Annotated in this window: 17 protein-coding genes and 1 tRNA gene; 12 read left to right on the forward strand and 6 right to left on the reverse strand. The window is 36.1% G+C overall.

Going from position 1 to position 15,297, the window contains the following annotated elements:
* Positions 1 to 14: 14 nt before the first annotated feature.
* The 5 genes from IW16_RS08885 to mce all read right to left on the reverse strand — a co-directional run bounded on the left by IW16_RS08885 (position 15) and on the right by mce (position 3,525).
* Complete coding sequence (locus IW16_RS08885; protein ID WP_034742326.1) at positions 15 to 1,067, reverse strand: reverse transcriptase family protein; 1,053 nt, start codon at positions 1,065 to 1,067, stop codon at positions 15 to 17.
* A 224-nt stretch (positions 1,068 to 1,291) separates the two neighbouring features.
* Positions 1,292 to 1,627, reverse strand: coding sequence for a hypothetical protein (locus tag IW16_RS08890; protein ID WP_034742329.1), 336 nt, complete (start codon positions 1,625 to 1,627; stop codon positions 1,292 to 1,294).
* Positions 1,628 to 2,473 carry a phosphoribosyltransferase-like protein gene (locus tag IW16_RS08895; protein ID WP_034742332.1) on the reverse strand — a complete coding sequence of 282 codons (846 nt, stop codon included), beginning with the start codon at positions 2,471 to 2,473 and terminating at the stop codon, positions 1,628 to 1,630.
* A gap of 517 nt (positions 2,474 to 2,990) precedes the next feature.
* A tRNA-Ile gene (locus IW16_RS08905) sits at positions 2,991 to 3,064 on the reverse strand.
* Positions 3,065 to 3,126: 62 nt separating this feature from the next.
* Complete coding sequence (mce, locus tag IW16_RS08910) at positions 3,127 to 3,525, reverse strand: methylmalonyl-CoA epimerase (RefSeq protein ID WP_034742337.1); 399 nt, start codon at positions 3,523 to 3,525, stop codon at positions 3,127 to 3,129.
* Between the two features lie 94 nt (positions 3,526 to 3,619).
* Here mce and rbfA point away from each other — a divergent pair, with 94 nt between their 5' ends.
* From rbfA to IW16_RS08945, 8 genes are all read left to right on the forward strand, one after another.
* Positions 3,620 to 3,979, forward strand: a complete 360-nt coding sequence (gene rbfA / locus IW16_RS08915; RefSeq protein WP_034742341.1) for a 30S ribosome-binding factor RbfA — start codon at positions 3,620 to 3,622, stop codon at positions 3,977 to 3,979.
* Positions 3,980 to 3,983: 4 nt separating this feature from the next.
* On the forward strand, positions 3,984 to 5,189 hold the full coding sequence (locus tag IW16_RS08920) for an ABC transporter permease (protein WP_034742344.1): 1,206 nt from the start codon (positions 3,984 to 3,986) through the stop codon (positions 5,187 to 5,189).
* A gap of 69 nt (positions 5,190 to 5,258) precedes the next feature.
* Positions 5,259 to 7,061, forward strand: a complete 1,803-nt coding sequence (locus tag IW16_RS08925; RefSeq protein ID WP_051890031.1) for an endonuclease — start codon at positions 5,259 to 5,261, stop codon at positions 7,059 to 7,061.
* A 61-nt stretch (positions 7,062 to 7,122) separates the two neighbouring features.
* Positions 7,123 to 7,860: a shikimate dehydrogenase family protein gene (locus IW16_RS08930; protein ID WP_034742347.1), complete on the forward strand. Its 738-nt coding sequence runs from the start codon at positions 7,123 to 7,125 to the stop codon at positions 7,858 to 7,860.
* Positions 7,861 to 7,935: 75 nt separating this feature from the next.
* Complete coding sequence (locus tag IW16_RS08935) at positions 7,936 to 9,741, forward strand: DUF349 domain-containing protein (RefSeq protein ID WP_034742349.1); 1,806 nt, start codon at positions 7,936 to 7,938, stop codon at positions 9,739 to 9,741.
* Between the two features lie 62 nt (positions 9,742 to 9,803).
* Positions 9,804 to 10,838 (forward strand): bifunctional diaminohydroxyphosphoribosylaminopyrimidine deaminase/5-amino-6-(5-phosphoribosylamino)uracil reductase RibD, encoded by a 1,035-nt coding sequence (ribD, locus tag IW16_RS08940; protein ID WP_034742352.1) that lies wholly within the window; start codon positions 9,804 to 9,806, stop codon positions 10,836 to 10,838.
* A 172-nt stretch (positions 10,839 to 11,010) separates the two neighbouring features.
* Positions 11,011 to 11,193 (forward strand): bacteriocin-like protein, encoded by a 183-nt coding sequence (locus IW16_RS26445; protein WP_131327864.1) that lies wholly within the window; start codon positions 11,011 to 11,013, stop codon positions 11,191 to 11,193.
* Positions 11,194 to 11,320: 127 nt separating this feature from the next.
* Entirely contained in the window at positions 11,321 to 11,926 is a 606-nt protein-coding gene (locus tag IW16_RS08945; RefSeq protein ID WP_034742355.1) for an IMPACT family protein, read from the forward strand.
* Here IW16_RS08945 and IW16_RS08950 read toward each other — a convergent pair.
* Positions 11,923 to 12,633, reverse strand: coding sequence for a zinc metallopeptidase (locus IW16_RS08950; RefSeq protein WP_034742357.1), 711 nt, complete (start codon positions 12,631 to 12,633; stop codon positions 11,923 to 11,925). The genes IW16_RS08945 and IW16_RS08950 overlap by 4 nt on opposite strands.
* A 104-nt stretch (positions 12,634 to 12,737) precedes the next feature.
* Between IW16_RS08950 and IW16_RS08955 the strand changes: the two genes are divergently transcribed.
* From IW16_RS08955 to IW16_RS08965, 4 genes are all read left to right on the forward strand, one after another.
* Complete coding sequence (locus IW16_RS08955) at positions 12,738 to 13,871, forward strand: GNAT family N-acetyltransferase (RefSeq protein WP_034742360.1); 1,134 nt, start codon at positions 12,738 to 12,740, stop codon at positions 13,869 to 13,871.
* A 100-nt stretch (positions 13,872 to 13,971) separates the two neighbouring features.
* A complete protein-coding gene (locus IW16_RS26610) occupies positions 13,972 to 14,148 on the forward strand; it encodes a hypothetical protein (RefSeq protein ID WP_165571974.1) in 177 nt (58 codons plus the stop codon).
* A gap of 121 nt (positions 14,149 to 14,269) precedes the next feature.
* Complete coding sequence (locus IW16_RS08960) at positions 14,270 to 14,641, forward strand: NADH-quinone oxidoreductase subunit A (RefSeq protein ID WP_034742363.1); 372 nt, start codon at positions 14,270 to 14,272, stop codon at positions 14,639 to 14,641.
* A gap of 90 nt (positions 14,642 to 14,731) precedes the next feature.
* Positions 14,732 to 15,292, forward strand: a complete 561-nt coding sequence (locus tag IW16_RS08965; protein ID WP_034742366.1) for an NADH-quinone oxidoreductase subunit B — start codon at positions 14,732 to 14,734, stop codon at positions 15,290 to 15,292.
* The last annotated feature ends 5 nt before the right edge of the window (positions 15,293 to 15,297 follow it).

Consider the following 15,297-nt stretch of genomic DNA (forward strand, 5'->3'; position numbering starts at 1 on the left):
ACTTAATACAACTATTATAAAGTGATATCGAGAGGTTGTTGAATTTTTTTCACATACTCATTTAAAAGTATCTGATAATCTAGCGCCTCTTGATTTTTTGGTTCAACTGATAACCAAAAGTTTACTTTTCCCACAAGAGAAAATAAGTAATTATATTTCCTTATTTTCTTTTTTGCTATATGAGATTCTAGCCCATATTTTTTTATAAAATGAAGCTCTAATTTTAATTTTCTTTTATAGTCTCTAGGAACTTTTATTACATCACCACTTACTGAAATCCCTGTTACAATTCTCTTTCCTTTACTTTTGTATAATCTAGTTTTATTTATGTTCACTTCAAATCCCTCATCACAAACAATAGCTGTAACATAGTCAATAAACTTTGCAGGTATAATATCTCCTGAAAATGTTAGATCATCAGCATATCTTGTATATTTCAAAGCGAACTTTTTTGCAAGTGTAATTAACCTTTTATCTAATTTTCGAGAAACTATATTACTAAGAATAGGACTCGTAGGAGCACCTTGAGGAAGAAAATTATCATAGCAACAAATCGAAGATAGATAAAATGCTATATTGTTAGGATAACCTAGTTGCTTGAAAATATAAATAATTCTATTAATACTAATTGAAGGAAAAAAGTTTTTTAAGTCTAATTTCAATAACTCTTTCTGTCCTTTATGAATATTTGAGTTCGTTATAATAGATTTTTTATGTGTAAAACCATGTGCAGATGAATTGATCGGAATTGCTTTCAGAATATTATTATAAATCCAATATTGCATTTCCATAAGAGCAGGATAAGGAGCAGTTATGGCTCTGTGTCCACCACTCCTTTTCTTAATTTCAAAATCACGAAAATGGTTGGAAGAACAATTAATGACTGATGATAAATATTCATTACTTCTGCCAAGTAATAAGCATAAATGATCAAAATTAAAAATTATAGGAACATTATTTTCTAATAAAACTCCTATATATACTATATACTTTTCGTAAATATCTTTTCTGACCTGTCTATTTTCGAAATAGAGACGCCATTCTCTTAATATTTCTTTTTTTGTCATATTTAAAAAAAGGGTGGAAAACTACTTTCTTTTCGTAAGCATTCACACACAAATAAGTTTTGTGGTGCTCGCTCCACAAAACTTATTTGTGTGTGAGCGAATCTAAGCTCTGCTTAGTGAGCTGTTATAATAAAATTTTTGATTTTATTATGACACAGGTTAAAATTCACCTTAACCTTCGGAAGCGACTACACTTCCTTAATGCTAGTTTTTTCAACCACCCTTTAATTCTTTAATATTTCAAGCGAAACAGATCGAATATTAGGCAAATATGGCTCATTTACATTTATCTTTTTAACAATAAATTCTGGGGGTATTTTTAAAAACTTGTTTCCCCTTTCAGCTCTATGAAAAAGCTGTCTCAAGATAATTTCTCTTCCTTCTTTTGTTAAATTTAATTTATCACTTTCATATTCTAAAACACCATTTGACGAATACTTTTCAATAAAAAAAAACATATCTTCAGGTTCAATATCATATCTTGAGTAAAATGTAAAAGCAAATAATCCGTTCACACTATTATATAAATCAGCCAACATTTTTCTTTCAAATATTTTCATTTAAAATCCAATTTCGAATCTTGTTAATACTGTATTTCTTTCAATATTCAATTTGTCTTTCAACCACCAAAAAATAGGAAAAACTGAATTGGGTGTATTTCCATTGCATCCTTCCATTGTATATAATGCTTCAGCAGATCCATAGCCAAAAGAATACTTGAATAAATCTTTTCCGTTAATATATTGAGCTAATTTTAATTCTAATTTCAACATTAAATCTTCAGCTTCAATTAGTTTATCACCTTCAAAATATTCTGAAATTCCTTTATCTAATTGAAGTGGACAAAAAATTTCAATCCCCTCCGCAGTCAAATTGTCAATTGCATTCTTAATACCTGCTATGAAGCAACATTTTAACTTAAATTCTCCAGGGATGTTCTTTTTTAAATAATCAATCCTACCTCTTAATGTTCTTCCACTACCAATAAATTCATCTACAATAATAATCTCCCTTTTACCTTTGTTATAATTAGAGATACTTTTGCCGAACATATTAACAGTTTTTATTTGCCTCCATCCTTTTTTATAAATTGGATGCTTTATATTATCTAAAATTTTTTGACTACTATCAGCTTCATCATCATAAGTTAATGACAACAATTGAGTTGTAGATTCTGTAAAACCAGTTTCATTAATGATATAATCAGATAATTCATTCAATAAAAAATTAAGGGTCTCATTATCTAGATAAGCAAATCTTTCTAATAAAGAAAATACTAAACCTTTACTTTCAGCGTCTTCACAAAAATCAATTAACTCTTTTAGTTCTTCTTTTTTAGCAATTAACCACTTTTGTTTAATATATAAATTAGTAAGCTGATGATACTCTTCTTTTGTTTTACGCATCACCAAAATAATATAAATGATAACTCTTCATTTCACATTGTTATGACTAATCCCCAAATATACAAACTAATTTGAAATTTGAAAAATTCAATTTTATTCTGTAAAATTCTATAGATAATCGTTAAATAATATAATCACATATATTTTATGAAAATTAGTAAATTTACTTACTATGGATAGTGAGCTTTCTTTGATATTGTTATTTTAATTCAAGCATATCAGATAAGTATGAAATTTTACTTACATCGCCAATATTGAGTATTTGAAAAATTTCGGTCTTCAATATCAACTTAAACAAATTTATACGCCATCGAATAACACTGAAAGACAAAAAAGAAAAAGTAAAATGGAAATACAATCTGACTCTCTGGAAACCTGTTCTTTTTTATAAGATCTTTTTTTTTTAAAATTAAAAATTTTAAATAATTTAGTTTTTAAGGGAAAGATCAGTTCTTGCAATTTTTTTGCAACAAAACAAAAAAACACCTACATTTCTGTAAGTGCTTAATTTTAAATGTGGTCCCACCTGGGCTCGAACCAGGGACCACCTGATTATGAGTCAGGTGCTCTAACCAACTGAGCTATAGGACCTCAAAACTTGGTTAAATTTTGTGATTGCAAAAATAGCAAAATTTCTTTTACTACAAAACTTTTTATTGCTTTTCTTGACAAAGTTCTACCAGTACCCCATTCGTGGATTTGGGGTGCAGGAAGACAACTAATTTGTTATCAGCACCTTCTTTCGGTTCTTCGGAGATAAACTGGAATCCTTCTTTTTTTAATCTTTCGATCTCTTCCAGGATATTTTCTACCCCAAATGCCAGATGATGGATGCCTTCGCCCTTTTTATCGATGAATTTGGAGATCGGACTTTCAGGATTACTGGCTTCCAAAAGCTCAATTTTGCTTTCTCCTGTTCCATAGAACGAAGTAACCACCCCTTCCCTTTCCACACTTTCCTTTTTATAGGATTCTTTTCCTAATAATTTGGCAAAAAGGTCATCAGAGACTCCCAAAGATTTTACGGCAATACCGATATGTTCTAACTTCATAAATACTAATAAATATAATTAAATCGTAAATTTGATACCGGAGCTCAATTTCAAAGGTATCAATTCAAACAAAAGTACTAAATTTGCATAACTTATGGAAAGTAACAGACAAAGAAAAGTAGCACAGATCATTCAGGAAGACTTCGCAGAGCTTTTCCGCAAACAGGCTTCAGAAAGCAAGCAAAGTGTATTGGTATCCGTTTCAGACGTAAAAATATCGGCAGATCTGGGTATTGCTAAAATTTATTTAAGCATTTTCCCGCAGGAATTCCGTTCCGCGGTGATGAAAGAGATTGAAGAAAACAAAGCTCAGTACAGAAACTTCATGGGCCAGAAAATGGCAAAACAGGTACGTATCATTCCTCAGCTTAATTTTTATTTAGACACCGCTCTTGACGATGTTGAAAAATTAGAAAGAGAATTAAGAGGCGAAGGCGACAATCCGGTTTTATAAGATCTTGAAGAATATTGCATTTTACATAGCATCCAGATACCTTTTATCTAAAAAAGGCAGCACCGCTGTCACGTTTATTACGTGGCTCTCAGTAGGTGCCATGATGGTTGCTGTGACTGCAATGTTCGTGATTATATCGGTGTTCTCAGGGCTTGAAACCCTGAACAACGACCTGATCTCCAATCTTCATGCAGACCTGACACTGAAAAATGTTTCAGGAAAAACCGTGAAAAACCTTGACAAAGTCACGGACATCCTAAAGAACAACAAAGCAATCAGCAGTTTTTCACGGGTGATTGAGGAGAAAGTATACGTCAACTATAAAGGTAAGGGGGATATTGCTTATTTAAGAGGCGTAGATTCCGCTTACATCAAGGTAAATCCTATCAATAAAGACGTCTTCTACGGAACCTATCCAAGTTTCAAATACTCCAATGAAGTACTGATGGAAACCAATCTGCACAACAGACTGTCGATTCCAATCGATTCTACCAGCAGTTATGCAACCATCTTCATGCCTAAGCCCGGGACCGGCATCATTAACAAAGAAGAGGACATCTATAACAAAAGAGATTTTCTCGTAACCGGAGTTTTTCCCGGAAAAGAACAGCTGGACAGTTATATTATTGCTCCTATCGAACTTACGGAAGAACTGCTGAACCTACCCAAAAAGTCGGCTTACCAGATCGTTATTAAATTAAAAAATCCGGAAAATGCAGATGCCGTAAAACAAAGCCTTCTTACTTCTCTGGGAAAAAATATCGAGATAAAAACCAAGGAAGAAGAGAATGCGGCCTTCTGGAAGATGATCAATACTGAGAAAATGTTCATCTACCTGATCTTTGCCCTTGTGATCTTTATTACAACCTTCAATCTGGCGGGAGCCATTATTATTCTCCAGCTGGACAAAAAAGAACAGTCACGGTCTCTGATTTCGCTCGGATTTCCGATCAGCCATTTAAGAATGACCTATTTCTATACCGGACTTCTCATTGTAGTATCAGGAGTGATCTCAGGATTGATCATGGGAACCCTGCTCTGCTATTTCCAGTTGTATACAGAATTTTTCAGAGCCAATGAAATCCTTCCGTTCCCTGTGAAGATCGTTGGAAAAAATTATCTTATCGTCGCAGGTACCGCTTCCCTTTTCGGGATCATTATTTCATGGTTTTTTTCCAAAATCGGGAAAGACTATATTACTAAAAGTTAATACACCTTATTTAAAATAAATCTCCTTCATTTTCAATTTTTTGTACCTTTACGGCCCAATTTTTTTTAAATGAAACGAATTTTATCCTTTTTACTGCTGAGTACTGCAATTATTTTTGCATCAGCACAGGCACCTGCAGATTATTACAATAATGCAGCAGGTTTAACAGGCGCTCCCCTTAAGACAGCCCTGAAAACGATCATAGAAAACGGACACGTAGACCACGGATATGATGGACTGTATACAGGCTATAACACAACAGACCGTGATTTTTTCTTCGAAAACGACGGAACCGTTCTTGACATTTACTCTGAAAACCCTACCGGTGCAGATCCGTACAATTACATACCGGGAATTAAGAAGTGTGGAAATTACACCAATGAAGGCGACTGCTATAACCGTGAACACGTGATTCCTCAAAGTTTATTTGGCTCAGCAACACCAATGGTTTCCGACATTCACTTTATCCGTCCCACTGATGGAAAAGTAAACGGCAGAAGATCCAACTATCCATTTGGAAAAGTAGGAAATAATCCTTCTTTTACTTCTCTAAATAATTCTAAATTAGGAAATTCCGTATCTCCGGGATATACTGGGATTGTGTTTGAACCTATCGATACTTTTAAAGGAGATATTGCCAGAATGATCTTTTATTTTGTAACAAGATACGAAGCTAAGCTATCAGGATTTACATCAGGAGGTATGCTAGGTAACACACCATTTCCAGGGTTACAAAGCTGGGCTCTTACGCAATATTTGGAATGGCACTTAATGGATCCTGTATCTCCTGAGGAAATAGCGAGAAATAATGCATCCTATACTTTTCAGGGAAACAGAAACCCTTTTATTGACCACCCTGAATATGCAACTCAAATCTGGGGAACTCCGGTTCTGGATACCACCCCTCCTACTGCAGCAACCAATGTAGCTGCCAGCAACCCGACCTCAAACTCTGTCGCTTTAAGCTGGACTGCTGCTACAGATAATATCGGCGTAGCATCTTATGAGATTTATGCCAACGGAACTTTAAAAACTACTGTTGGAGGATCTTTAACATCAACTGTTGTTACAGGTTTAGCATCCTCTACAGCTTATAATTTCTATATTATTGCTAAAGATGCTGCCGGAAACCCATCGCCTCAAAGTAATATCGCTACAGAAACTACTCTGGCAGGACAGCCTGGCGGAAATACAAGCTGTGGAACAGAAGATTTTGAATTGATTACCGGTCCTGCCAATACCTATCTGACGGTAACCTGGACCAATAATAATATCAACTGGACTTCTACCGTTTCCAGAGTTGACGAAACGATTAACGGAAAAGCCATTACGATCAGAAATGGTAATTTAACCAGTTCAACAGTTTCAGGAGGTATTCAGAATTTAACCGTGAAAACTCAGCTGAAATACGGAAGCACAGCCGGACTTCTAAACGTATTCGTGAATGACGTTCAGGTGGGTACGATCAACTATACAGCTGACAAAGCAGTATCTACACAAACCATTAACAATATCAATGTAGCAGGAAACGTAGTGATCAAAATTGTTAACCCTGTATCTAACAGCGGAAACAGAGTGGCACTGGATGATCTTACCTGGACATGTTTCAGTGCACTTGGTACTTCAGAGGTTAAGAAGGACAAATCTGAATTCACCATCTACCCTAACCCGGTTAAAAACAATGAATTGTTTGTAAAAGGTGAGAAATTAGATAAAATTGTAAAAGCTGAAATTTATGACCTTTCAGGAAAACTGATCGAAGTAATCGCTCATCCTTTCAAAAATTCTAATAAGATTCATCTTAAAGGACTTACCAAAGGGAACTACATTCTAAAGACAGACAGTTTCTCTACAAAATTCATCGTAGACTAAACCTTAAAAAATATTTGATAACAAAGACCGATTTATTCGGTCTTTTTTTTATTTTTGATGTATGGATTCCAATAAAAAATTAGGACTCATAGGAAAGAATATTTCCTATTCCTTTTCCAAAAAATTCTTTGAAGACAAGTTTCAGAAGCTGATGCTGAAAGACTTCACCTACGATATTTTTGACCTGAAAGAAATACACGAAGTAGAAAACCTCCTGAACGATCCCGAACTTTTAGGATTCAATGTTACGATTCCTTACAAAGAAAAGATCGTTGATTACCTTGATGGGCTCAGTGACGAAGCTGAAAAAATTGGTGCTGTTAACTGTGTTTTAATCAGGGACGGCAAAAAGACAGGGTACAATACTGATTCTTTCGGTTTCGAAAAAACATTTCTCCTTCACAAAAAATCTCACCATAACAAGGCTCTGATCCTTGGAAACGGAGGTGCTGCCAAAGCTGTAAAATACGTGATGGATAAACATGGAATCCCATCGTCTGTCATTTCCAGAAATTCAGAAATCAATTTCCAGAACCTTGACAGCGAAACAGTTGCAGATCATAAAATCATCATTCAGTGTACCCCGGTAGGCACATTCCCGAATGTGGAAGACTGTCTGGAATTCCCTTTTGACGGGATTACTTCTGAGCATCTGGTTATTGACCTTATTTACAACCCCAACTACACCCAATTCATCATTAAAGCATCTGAAAAAGGAGCCAAAACAGTCAACGGATATTACATGCTTGAACAGCAAGCAGAAAAAGCTTGGGAAATTTGGAATTTTCAAAAAAAATAAACTAAATTAGTACCTTAATTGGCTTGACGGCTATATACAAAAGGATATTAACGCCACTCACATAAAAGATTTGCTATGACTACAGAAAACAATCTTTCTGAAAACGAAGAAAATAATAATTCTAACGAAGTATCACAAGAAGAAACATCAGAAACTCCCGTATCTCATGGTGAAAACACACCTGATGATGATACCCCGCATCTGGAGGAGGATCACGCTGATGACATATCTCTGGCTGATGCTCTGAAAGAAATGGAAACCATCATCAATACGGCCAATGCAGGTGAAAATTTCAAAAGATTCAATCTTTTAAAAGAAAAAGCAAGTCACTATATCCATGACGAGGTAGAAGATAAAAAGCATGAATACGAAGAAGGTGGAAATGCTCCTGAAAATTTCAGCTATGAGCATCCTTCACAGTCAAAGCTGTCTGCTTTAATCAACATCTTCAGAGAAAAGCATGATTCCTACCAGAAATCTCAGGATGAAGAACAGAAGAAAAACCTTGATCACCGTCAGAATATCATAGAAAGACTTAAAAATCTTTATACCAACTCTGAAGCAGGAACCAATCTTTTCAAATCCATCCGTGAGATCAAAGAAGAATGGTCAAAAGCCGGTCAGGTAGCGAAATCTGAGTTTAAGATTCTTAACAATAACTATTTCCACCATCTGAATCAGTTTTACCAGATGCTGGATCTGAATAAAGAATTCCTGGAGCAGGAATTCAGTCACAATCTGGAGAAGAGACAGCATATCATTGCCCGTGCCAAAGAACTGGAAAGTGAGCCTGTGATTCAGAAAGCATTGAATGAGCTTCAGTACCTTCATAAACTTTGGAAAGAAGAAGCTGAGCCGGTAGCAGAAGAATTCCGTGAAAAAACGTGGGAAGAATTCAAAGAAATTTCCAACAAAATTCACGAAAGAAAATCTGAACTTTCGGCTGCTATTGAAGGCGAACAGAATGACAATCTTGAGAAGAAGAATCAGATCATCACAGAGATCAAAAAACTCTCTGAACCTTCTGAAACCCCGAACCACAGCTACTGGCAAAACTCCATCAAAAGAGTGGAAGACCTCCGCTCCGAGTTCTTAAAAACAGGAAGTGTTCCAAGAAAACTATCCAATCAGAACTGGAATGATTTCAAAACCACACTAAGAGGTTTCAATACCACAAAAAATAATTACTATAAATCTCTGAAAGGTTCTCAGCAGACCAATCTGGAAGAAAAATTAAAACTTATCCAAACTGCTCAGGACAATATGAACAATGAAGAATGGGATATTATCGTTCCATTATTCAAAAAGCTTCAGGAAGACTGGAAAAAAATCGGACACGTTCCAAAGAGCATGACCAACAAAATCTGGGATGAATTCCGTGATGCATGCAATACGTTCTTCAATAATTACAGAGAGAAAAACAATGCTTCCAACGACAACTGGAAAGAGAATTACAAGCAGAAAAAAGAAATTCTTGAAAATCTTAAAACAGTATCCAACGACGAAGGCAGTATTGAGAGAATAGAAGCTATAAAAACAGCCTGGAACAACATCGGAAAAGTACCAAGAGACAAAATAGCAATCAATACCGAGTTCAACAGAACGTTAAGAGAAAAACTCAAACTCAATAAGATTAATGAGCTTGAGCTTAAAGAAGAAGGATTGACAGAAAACCAGCTTACTGATAAAGCAAGAAAGATCAAGAGTCAGATTTCTGATCTTGAAGGCGAAATTGTAAAACTGGAAAACAACCTGGCATTCTTCAAAAATCCATCTAAAGAAAATCCACTTCTGAGAGATACGTTCAATACCATCGACGAGAAGAAAGCTCATCTTGAAACTTTAAGACAAAATCTTCACAATATCATTGCAGGAGATTAATCTACTAAAAAAATATAACAAAGGCGAAGCAAAGAAATTTGTCTTCGCCTTTTTTTTCACCTATGAACAACAACGAATTATACATAAGCAGATGTATTGAACTTGCCCAAAAAGCTTTGGGTAAGACCTACCCCAACCCTCTTGTAGGCAGTGTGATTGTGCACGATGGTAAAATCATTGGTGAGGGGTACCACCACAAAGCCGGAGAAAACCATGCAGAGATCAACGCTATCAACTCTGTAGAAAATAAAGATCTTATTCCTGAATCCACAATTTATGTTTCCCTGGAGCCATGTGCCCACTACGGGAAAACCCCTCCCTGTGCCTTGAAAATCAAAGAACTTGGGTTTAAGAAAGTAGTCATTGGTGCGATGGATTCCCATGATAAGGTGAATGGAAAAGGGAAAAAGATCATTAAGGATGCGGGCATAGAAGTCATATCCGGAATTCTGGAAAAGGAATGCACGGAACTGAACAAAAGATTCTTTACTTATCATGAAAAGAAAAGACCTTATATCATCCTGAAATGGGCAGAATCAGGAGATGGTTTCCTTGATAAAGATTTTAAACCTACAGCTATTTCAAATTCTATGGTTAACCAGTTGGTGCATCAGTTAAGAGCTGACGAACATGCCATATTGGTCGGAACACAGACTGCTTTAAATGATAATCCAGGCTTAACAGTCAGACATGCTGAAGGAGTTAATCCCGTAAGAGTACTTATCGATTTTAATCTGAAAGTTCCTGACCATTTTAAGATCTATAATGATGAAGCCCCCACTTTGGTCATCAATACTACAAAAGAAGGAGCAGAAAACAATGTCAAATTTATCAAAGCCGGAAAAGAAAACTTTCTCAACGAACTGATGGATATTCTTTACAAAGAGCAGATTCAGTCAGTCATAATAGAAGGAGGAAGTTACACATTGCAGCAGTTCATTCATCAGGGGCTGTGGGATGAAGCCATGATCATTAAAAACGAGGGACTTCAATTGGAGAATGGTACCCATGCACCTAAAATGCTTTTATCCCCTTATGAAACCAAAGAGTTTAGAGACAATACTATTTCATATTACCGGGCCGGACATTTAGATTAACTCCTCTTTAAATTTTTAAATAATTTTAAGCTATCTCAACTATTGCACTCTTTAACACTATTTTAAATAATTATTTAACATAATAAATTTCTCAAAAATTCACATTTCAGTTAAAAAATTAATAATTAACTTAACGGTGAATTAAAACAATATAAATCCAAATTTTAACGAAATGAGAAATCTAAAGAAAATTTCAAGAATCGAATTAAAAAATATCAGCGGTGGCGCAATAGTATTTGTAAACTGTACGCTGCCTACCGGAGAAGCTACCAGATGCAGAGACAGATGTCCTGAGGATTATTGCGGCCCGACAAACTATATGTGCTTACTTCCGTTAGATTATTGTGGATCATAGATCCATAGATTAAACTACTGTACAATCAAAAAAAACAGGAAGCCGTCAAAATTTTGACGGCTTCTTTAGGTATCATTGTGTAACTTATAAAGCATTTTATACTTTTGCATTTATAAAGCCGGCTATAATGACGTTCGAATACAAAACCATAGAAAAACCTATAGAAAATACTTTACTGAAAGAAAAAGGAAGCAAGTTCATCGGATTTGCATTCCCTGTCAATAATGAAAAAGAACTGAAGGACGCTCTGGAGAAAGTGAGAACTGAACACCCTAAGGCGACTCATCACTGTTATGCCTTCAGAATGGGTCTGGAAGGCGAAAACTATCGGGCAAACGATGATGGTGAACCGTCAGGAAGTGCAGGGCTTCCCATCTATAACCAACTGCTTGCTCATGAGATCACGAATGTTCTGGTGATTTCTGTACGGTATTATGGAGGAACCAAACTCGGAGTTTCAGGCCTGGTAAAAGCGTATAAGGAATGTGCAAAGATCACTCTGGAAGAAGCTAACATTATTACCCGGGAACTTGAAGCAGAAATTGAAATTCAGTTTAATTTCAATCAGCAGAATACCATCTTCACCCTGTTATCAAAATTTGATGCTAAAGTTTTGAATTTTGATGCTAACGAAAACTGCCTGTTGACCGCTTCTTTAAAATTAGCCCAAAAAGAAAGCATCTCAGAAAAGCTATCCGAGATGCAGTATGTTTCATTTGAATTTAAAGATTAATTTCTTCTTCCGCCCAGCAGTAAGGAACCCCAATAAAGAAGCTGCGCCAGCGATCCGATAGCGGCTACAACGTAGGTTCTTGCTGCCCATTTCAAACTGTCCTGTACACCGACAAATTCTTCCTGAGTAACCGTACCTGTATCCTTCAGCCATTTCATAGCCCTGTTGCTTGCATCGTATTCCACGGGAAGCGTTACAAAAGCAAAGAGCGTCGTCATCGCAAACATCGCTACTCCTATCGCCAAAACGGCGGTATTTCCATTTGGATCCTCGATGGATCTTGTTGCTGCCATGATTCCGATACCTGCAATCAGTACAAACTGCATCAGATTAGAAGTTATATTGACCACCGGAACGAGTTTTGAACGCAGATTCAGCATTGAATATCCTACCGCATGCTGTACCGCATGTCCGCATTCGTGTGCAGCCACTGCAGCCGCAGCTGCATTTCTCTGCATATAAACTCCTTCAGAAAGATTGACTGTTTTATCTGCCGGATTATAATGGTCCGTCAGCTGACCGGGAACTGAAATGACCTGTACATCATTGATCCCGTTATCTCTAAGCATTTTTTCTGCAATTTCTTTACCTGACAGACCATTTCTGAGATGTACATTGGAATAGTATTGAAATTTCGACTTCAACCTGGATGAAACCCACCAGCTCACCAGCATTGAAATACCGATAATTATATAATAGCCCGTCATTTTATGTAGATTTTTGTGTTTAAATTTTAACCATAATGATGTAAAAACTGTGCCAAAGTATTACATTTTATTATTTATATTTGTCCTCTAATTACCCTCTACATATGTCTAAAGTTTCAGTTATTGAAGTGAAAAACCAAGCGGAATTAAAACAATTCGTAAGGTTTCCAATGGATCTGTATAAAAACAACCCTTATTATGTTCCTTCTTTTATTAAAGATGAATTTAAAGTTTGGGATGCAAAAGAGAATCCCGCTTTGAATTATTCTAAATCCAGGCAGTTTCTGGCATTAAAGGACAATAAGGTAGTTGGAAGAATTGCTGTCATTATCAATCACAAAGAAGAGCAGGAACTGGGGATCAGAAAAGTACGCTTCGGATGGATCGATTTTATTGATGACAAAGAAGTTTCTAAAGCTCTGATCCAACAAGCAATAGATTACGCCAAAGAAAACGGTATCGACAAGATTGAAGGACCTATGGGCTTTACCAATCTTGATAAGGCAGGAATGCTCACCATGGGCTTTGATAAACTGGCAACCATGATTGGGATTTACAATCACGAGTACTACCCTAAACATCTTGAAGAACTGGGCCTTACCAAAGAAAAAGAATGGGTGGAATACGAAATGAATTTCCCGAAAGTTTTACCGGAAAAGGTGGAAAAATTCAGCGGATTGATTGCGCAGAAATACAAGCTTAAAGTTCTTAATTTCAAATCAAAACAGGAGATCCTGCCTTTTGTAGAACCTATGTTTAAACTGCTTGATGAAACCTACAAGCACCTTTCTACCTACACCCCTATTTCAGACGAACAGATACAGACCTACAGAGAAAAATATTTTCCTTTTATAGATAAGAACTACGTTATCTGCGTTGTGGACGAACATAACGAACTGGTTTCTTTTGCGATCACAATGCCTTCTTATTCAAAGGCTTTACAAAAATCAAAAGGTAAACTCTTTCCTTTGGGATGGTGGCACTTTTTACAGGCCGGAAAGAAAAATGACCGTGCCAATTTTTATCTGATCGGAATTCATCCTGAATATCAGAGACGTGGGGTAACCGCAATCATATTTAAAGAAATTTTTGTGCGTTTTACCAGTATGGGAATTGGTTTTGCCGAAACCAATCCTGAACTGGAAGAAAACAAAAGCGTTCAGGTTCTGTGGCAGGATTACAATCCTGTCAATCACAAAAGAAGAAGGACTTATTCGCTGACCATCAATAAAGACTGATAAATGATGAGTTATTAGTGACTTATTTTACATTGAAAACTGATAACTCATACTTTACCATACCTGAAATCTGAATATCAAACCCCGTATCACCCACTCCATGAAACCACATCTTATCGTTTTTGCTGTTTTGATTGCCGCATTTATCGCCTATAACTTCTTCTTCCAAATCGAAGATGACAGAATGAATACGGTAGTTAACATAATATTAGCGAGTATTCTTTTCGGATATATTTCTTTTATGGCTTACTCTCTTCTTAAAAAAATGAAGAAATAAGTACTATTTTTATTGATTCTAAATTACCAGTTTTCCTTATTTTAATCCCACTTTTAAGGTTATTAATTTCATGCTTTCTTGTTTATTCGCTAAATTTGCAAATTGAGATAATAATGCAAAAATGAATTTACCTGAAAGTTATATTCCAATCCTTATTCAAGCAGGTGTTGCGATAGCATTCGTAGCGGTTTCTCTGCTTGGAGCACATTTTCTGGGGCCTAAACAGAAGAAAGGAAATTCTGTGAAAAACCAAAGCTGGGAATGTGGAGTTCCTGTTGAGGGAAATGCGAGAACACCGTTTTCTATTAAATACTTCCTTACTGCGGTATTGTTCGTACTATTCGATATTGAAATCGTATTTTTTTACCCATATGCGGTTAACTTCAGAGAATTCGGAGTAGAAGGATTCCTGGCCGTACTTACGTTTGTAGCAATCTTCTTCATGGCGTTTTTCTATGTTTGGAAGCGCGGTGCACTGGATTGGGATAAATAAAAATCAATTGTGAATTATCAATTTTGAATTTTTGGATCATTCCTTTCAAAGATTTAATCTGAAATAGTTCAAAATCTAAAACTAAAAAAAATGTCAGATAACAAACCAGTAATAAGAACAGATGCACCTGCTCCCGAAGGATATGAAGGAGAAGGATTTTTCGCAACGAAACTGAGCAGTGTAATCGGTATGGCTAGAAAGTTTTCTCTTTGGCCGTTACCCTTTGCTACCTCTTGTTGCGGTATCGAGTTTATGGCTACCCTGAACCCTACTTATGATGCTTCGAGATTTGGTATGGAAAGAAACTCTTTCTCACCAAGACAGGCAGATATGTTGATGGTTTGCGGAACGATATCTAAAAAATTAGGACCAGTCCTAAAAGAAGTTTACACTCAGATGGCCGAGCCAAAATGGGTGGTTGCTGTTGGAGCCTGTGCCTCCAGTGGTGGTATTTTTGACACATACTCTGTATTACAGGGAATTGATAAAATTATTCCGGTGGATGTTTACGTTCCCGGATGTCCTCCAAGACCGGAGCAGATTATTGAAGGCGTAATGCAGGTTCAGGCTCTTTGCGAAAGCGAAAGCATCAGAAGAAGAGATATGCCTGAATACCAGAAATTATTAGATTCTTACAACATAAGCAACTAAGGGAA

It is taken from the genome of Chryseobacterium vrystaatense (genome assembly GCF_000737765.1).
Lineage (GTDB): Bacteria > Bacteroidota > Bacteroidia > Flavobacteriales > Weeksellaceae > Chryseobacterium > Chryseobacterium vrystaatense.

Coding starts and splice junctions, on each gene's coding strand:
- IW16_RS08885 (WP_034742326.1), bottom strand. CDS start 1,067: ATGACAAAAAAAGAAATATTAAGAGAATGGCGTCTCTATTTCGAAAAT.
- IW16_RS08890 (WP_034742329.1), bottom strand. CDS start 1,627: ATGAAAATATTTGAAAGAAAAATGTTGGCTGATTTATATAATAGTGTG.
- IW16_RS08895 (WP_034742332.1), bottom strand. CDS start 2,473: ATGCGTAAAACAAAAGAAGAGTATCATCAGCTTACTAATTTATATATT.
- mce (WP_034742337.1), bottom strand. CDS start 3,525: ATGAAGTTAGAACATATCGGTATTGCCGTAAAATCTTTGGGAGTCTCT.
- rbfA (WP_034742341.1), top strand. CDS start 3,620: ATGGAAAGTAACAGACAAAGAAAAGTAGCACAGATCATTCAGGAAGAC.
- IW16_RS08925 (WP_051890031.1), top strand. CDS start 5,259: ATGAAACGAATTTTATCCTTTTTACTGCTGAGTACTGCAATTATTTTT.
- IW16_RS08930 (WP_034742347.1), top strand. CDS start 7,123: ATGGATTCCAATAAAAAATTAGGACTCATAGGAAAGAATATTTCCTAT.
- IW16_RS08935 (WP_034742349.1), top strand. CDS start 7,936: ATGACTACAGAAAACAATCTTTCTGAAAACGAAGAAAATAATAATTCT.
- ribD (WP_034742352.1), top strand. CDS start 9,804: ATGAACAACAACGAATTATACATAAGCAGATGTATTGAACTTGCCCAA.
- IW16_RS26445 (WP_131327864.1), top strand. CDS start 11,011: ATGAGAAATCTAAAGAAAATTTCAAGAATCGAATTAAAAAATATCAGC.
- IW16_RS08945 (WP_034742355.1), top strand. CDS start 11,321: ATGACGTTCGAATACAAAACCATAGAAAAACCTATAGAAAATACTTTA.
- IW16_RS08950 (WP_034742357.1), bottom strand. CDS start 12,633: ATGACGGGCTATTATATAATTATCGGTATTTCAATGCTGGTGAGCTGG.
- IW16_RS08955 (WP_034742360.1), top strand. CDS start 12,738: ATGTCTAAAGTTTCAGTTATTGAAGTGAAAAACCAAGCGGAATTAAAA.
- IW16_RS26610 (WP_165571974.1), top strand. CDS start 13,972: ATGAAACCACATCTTATCGTTTTTGCTGTTTTGATTGCCGCATTTATC.
- IW16_RS08960 (WP_034742363.1), top strand. CDS start 14,270: ATGAATTTACCTGAAAGTTATATTCCAATCCTTATTCAAGCAGGTGTT.
- IW16_RS08965 (WP_034742366.1), top strand. CDS start 14,732: ATGTCAGATAACAAACCAGTAATAAGAACAGATGCACCTGCTCCCGAA.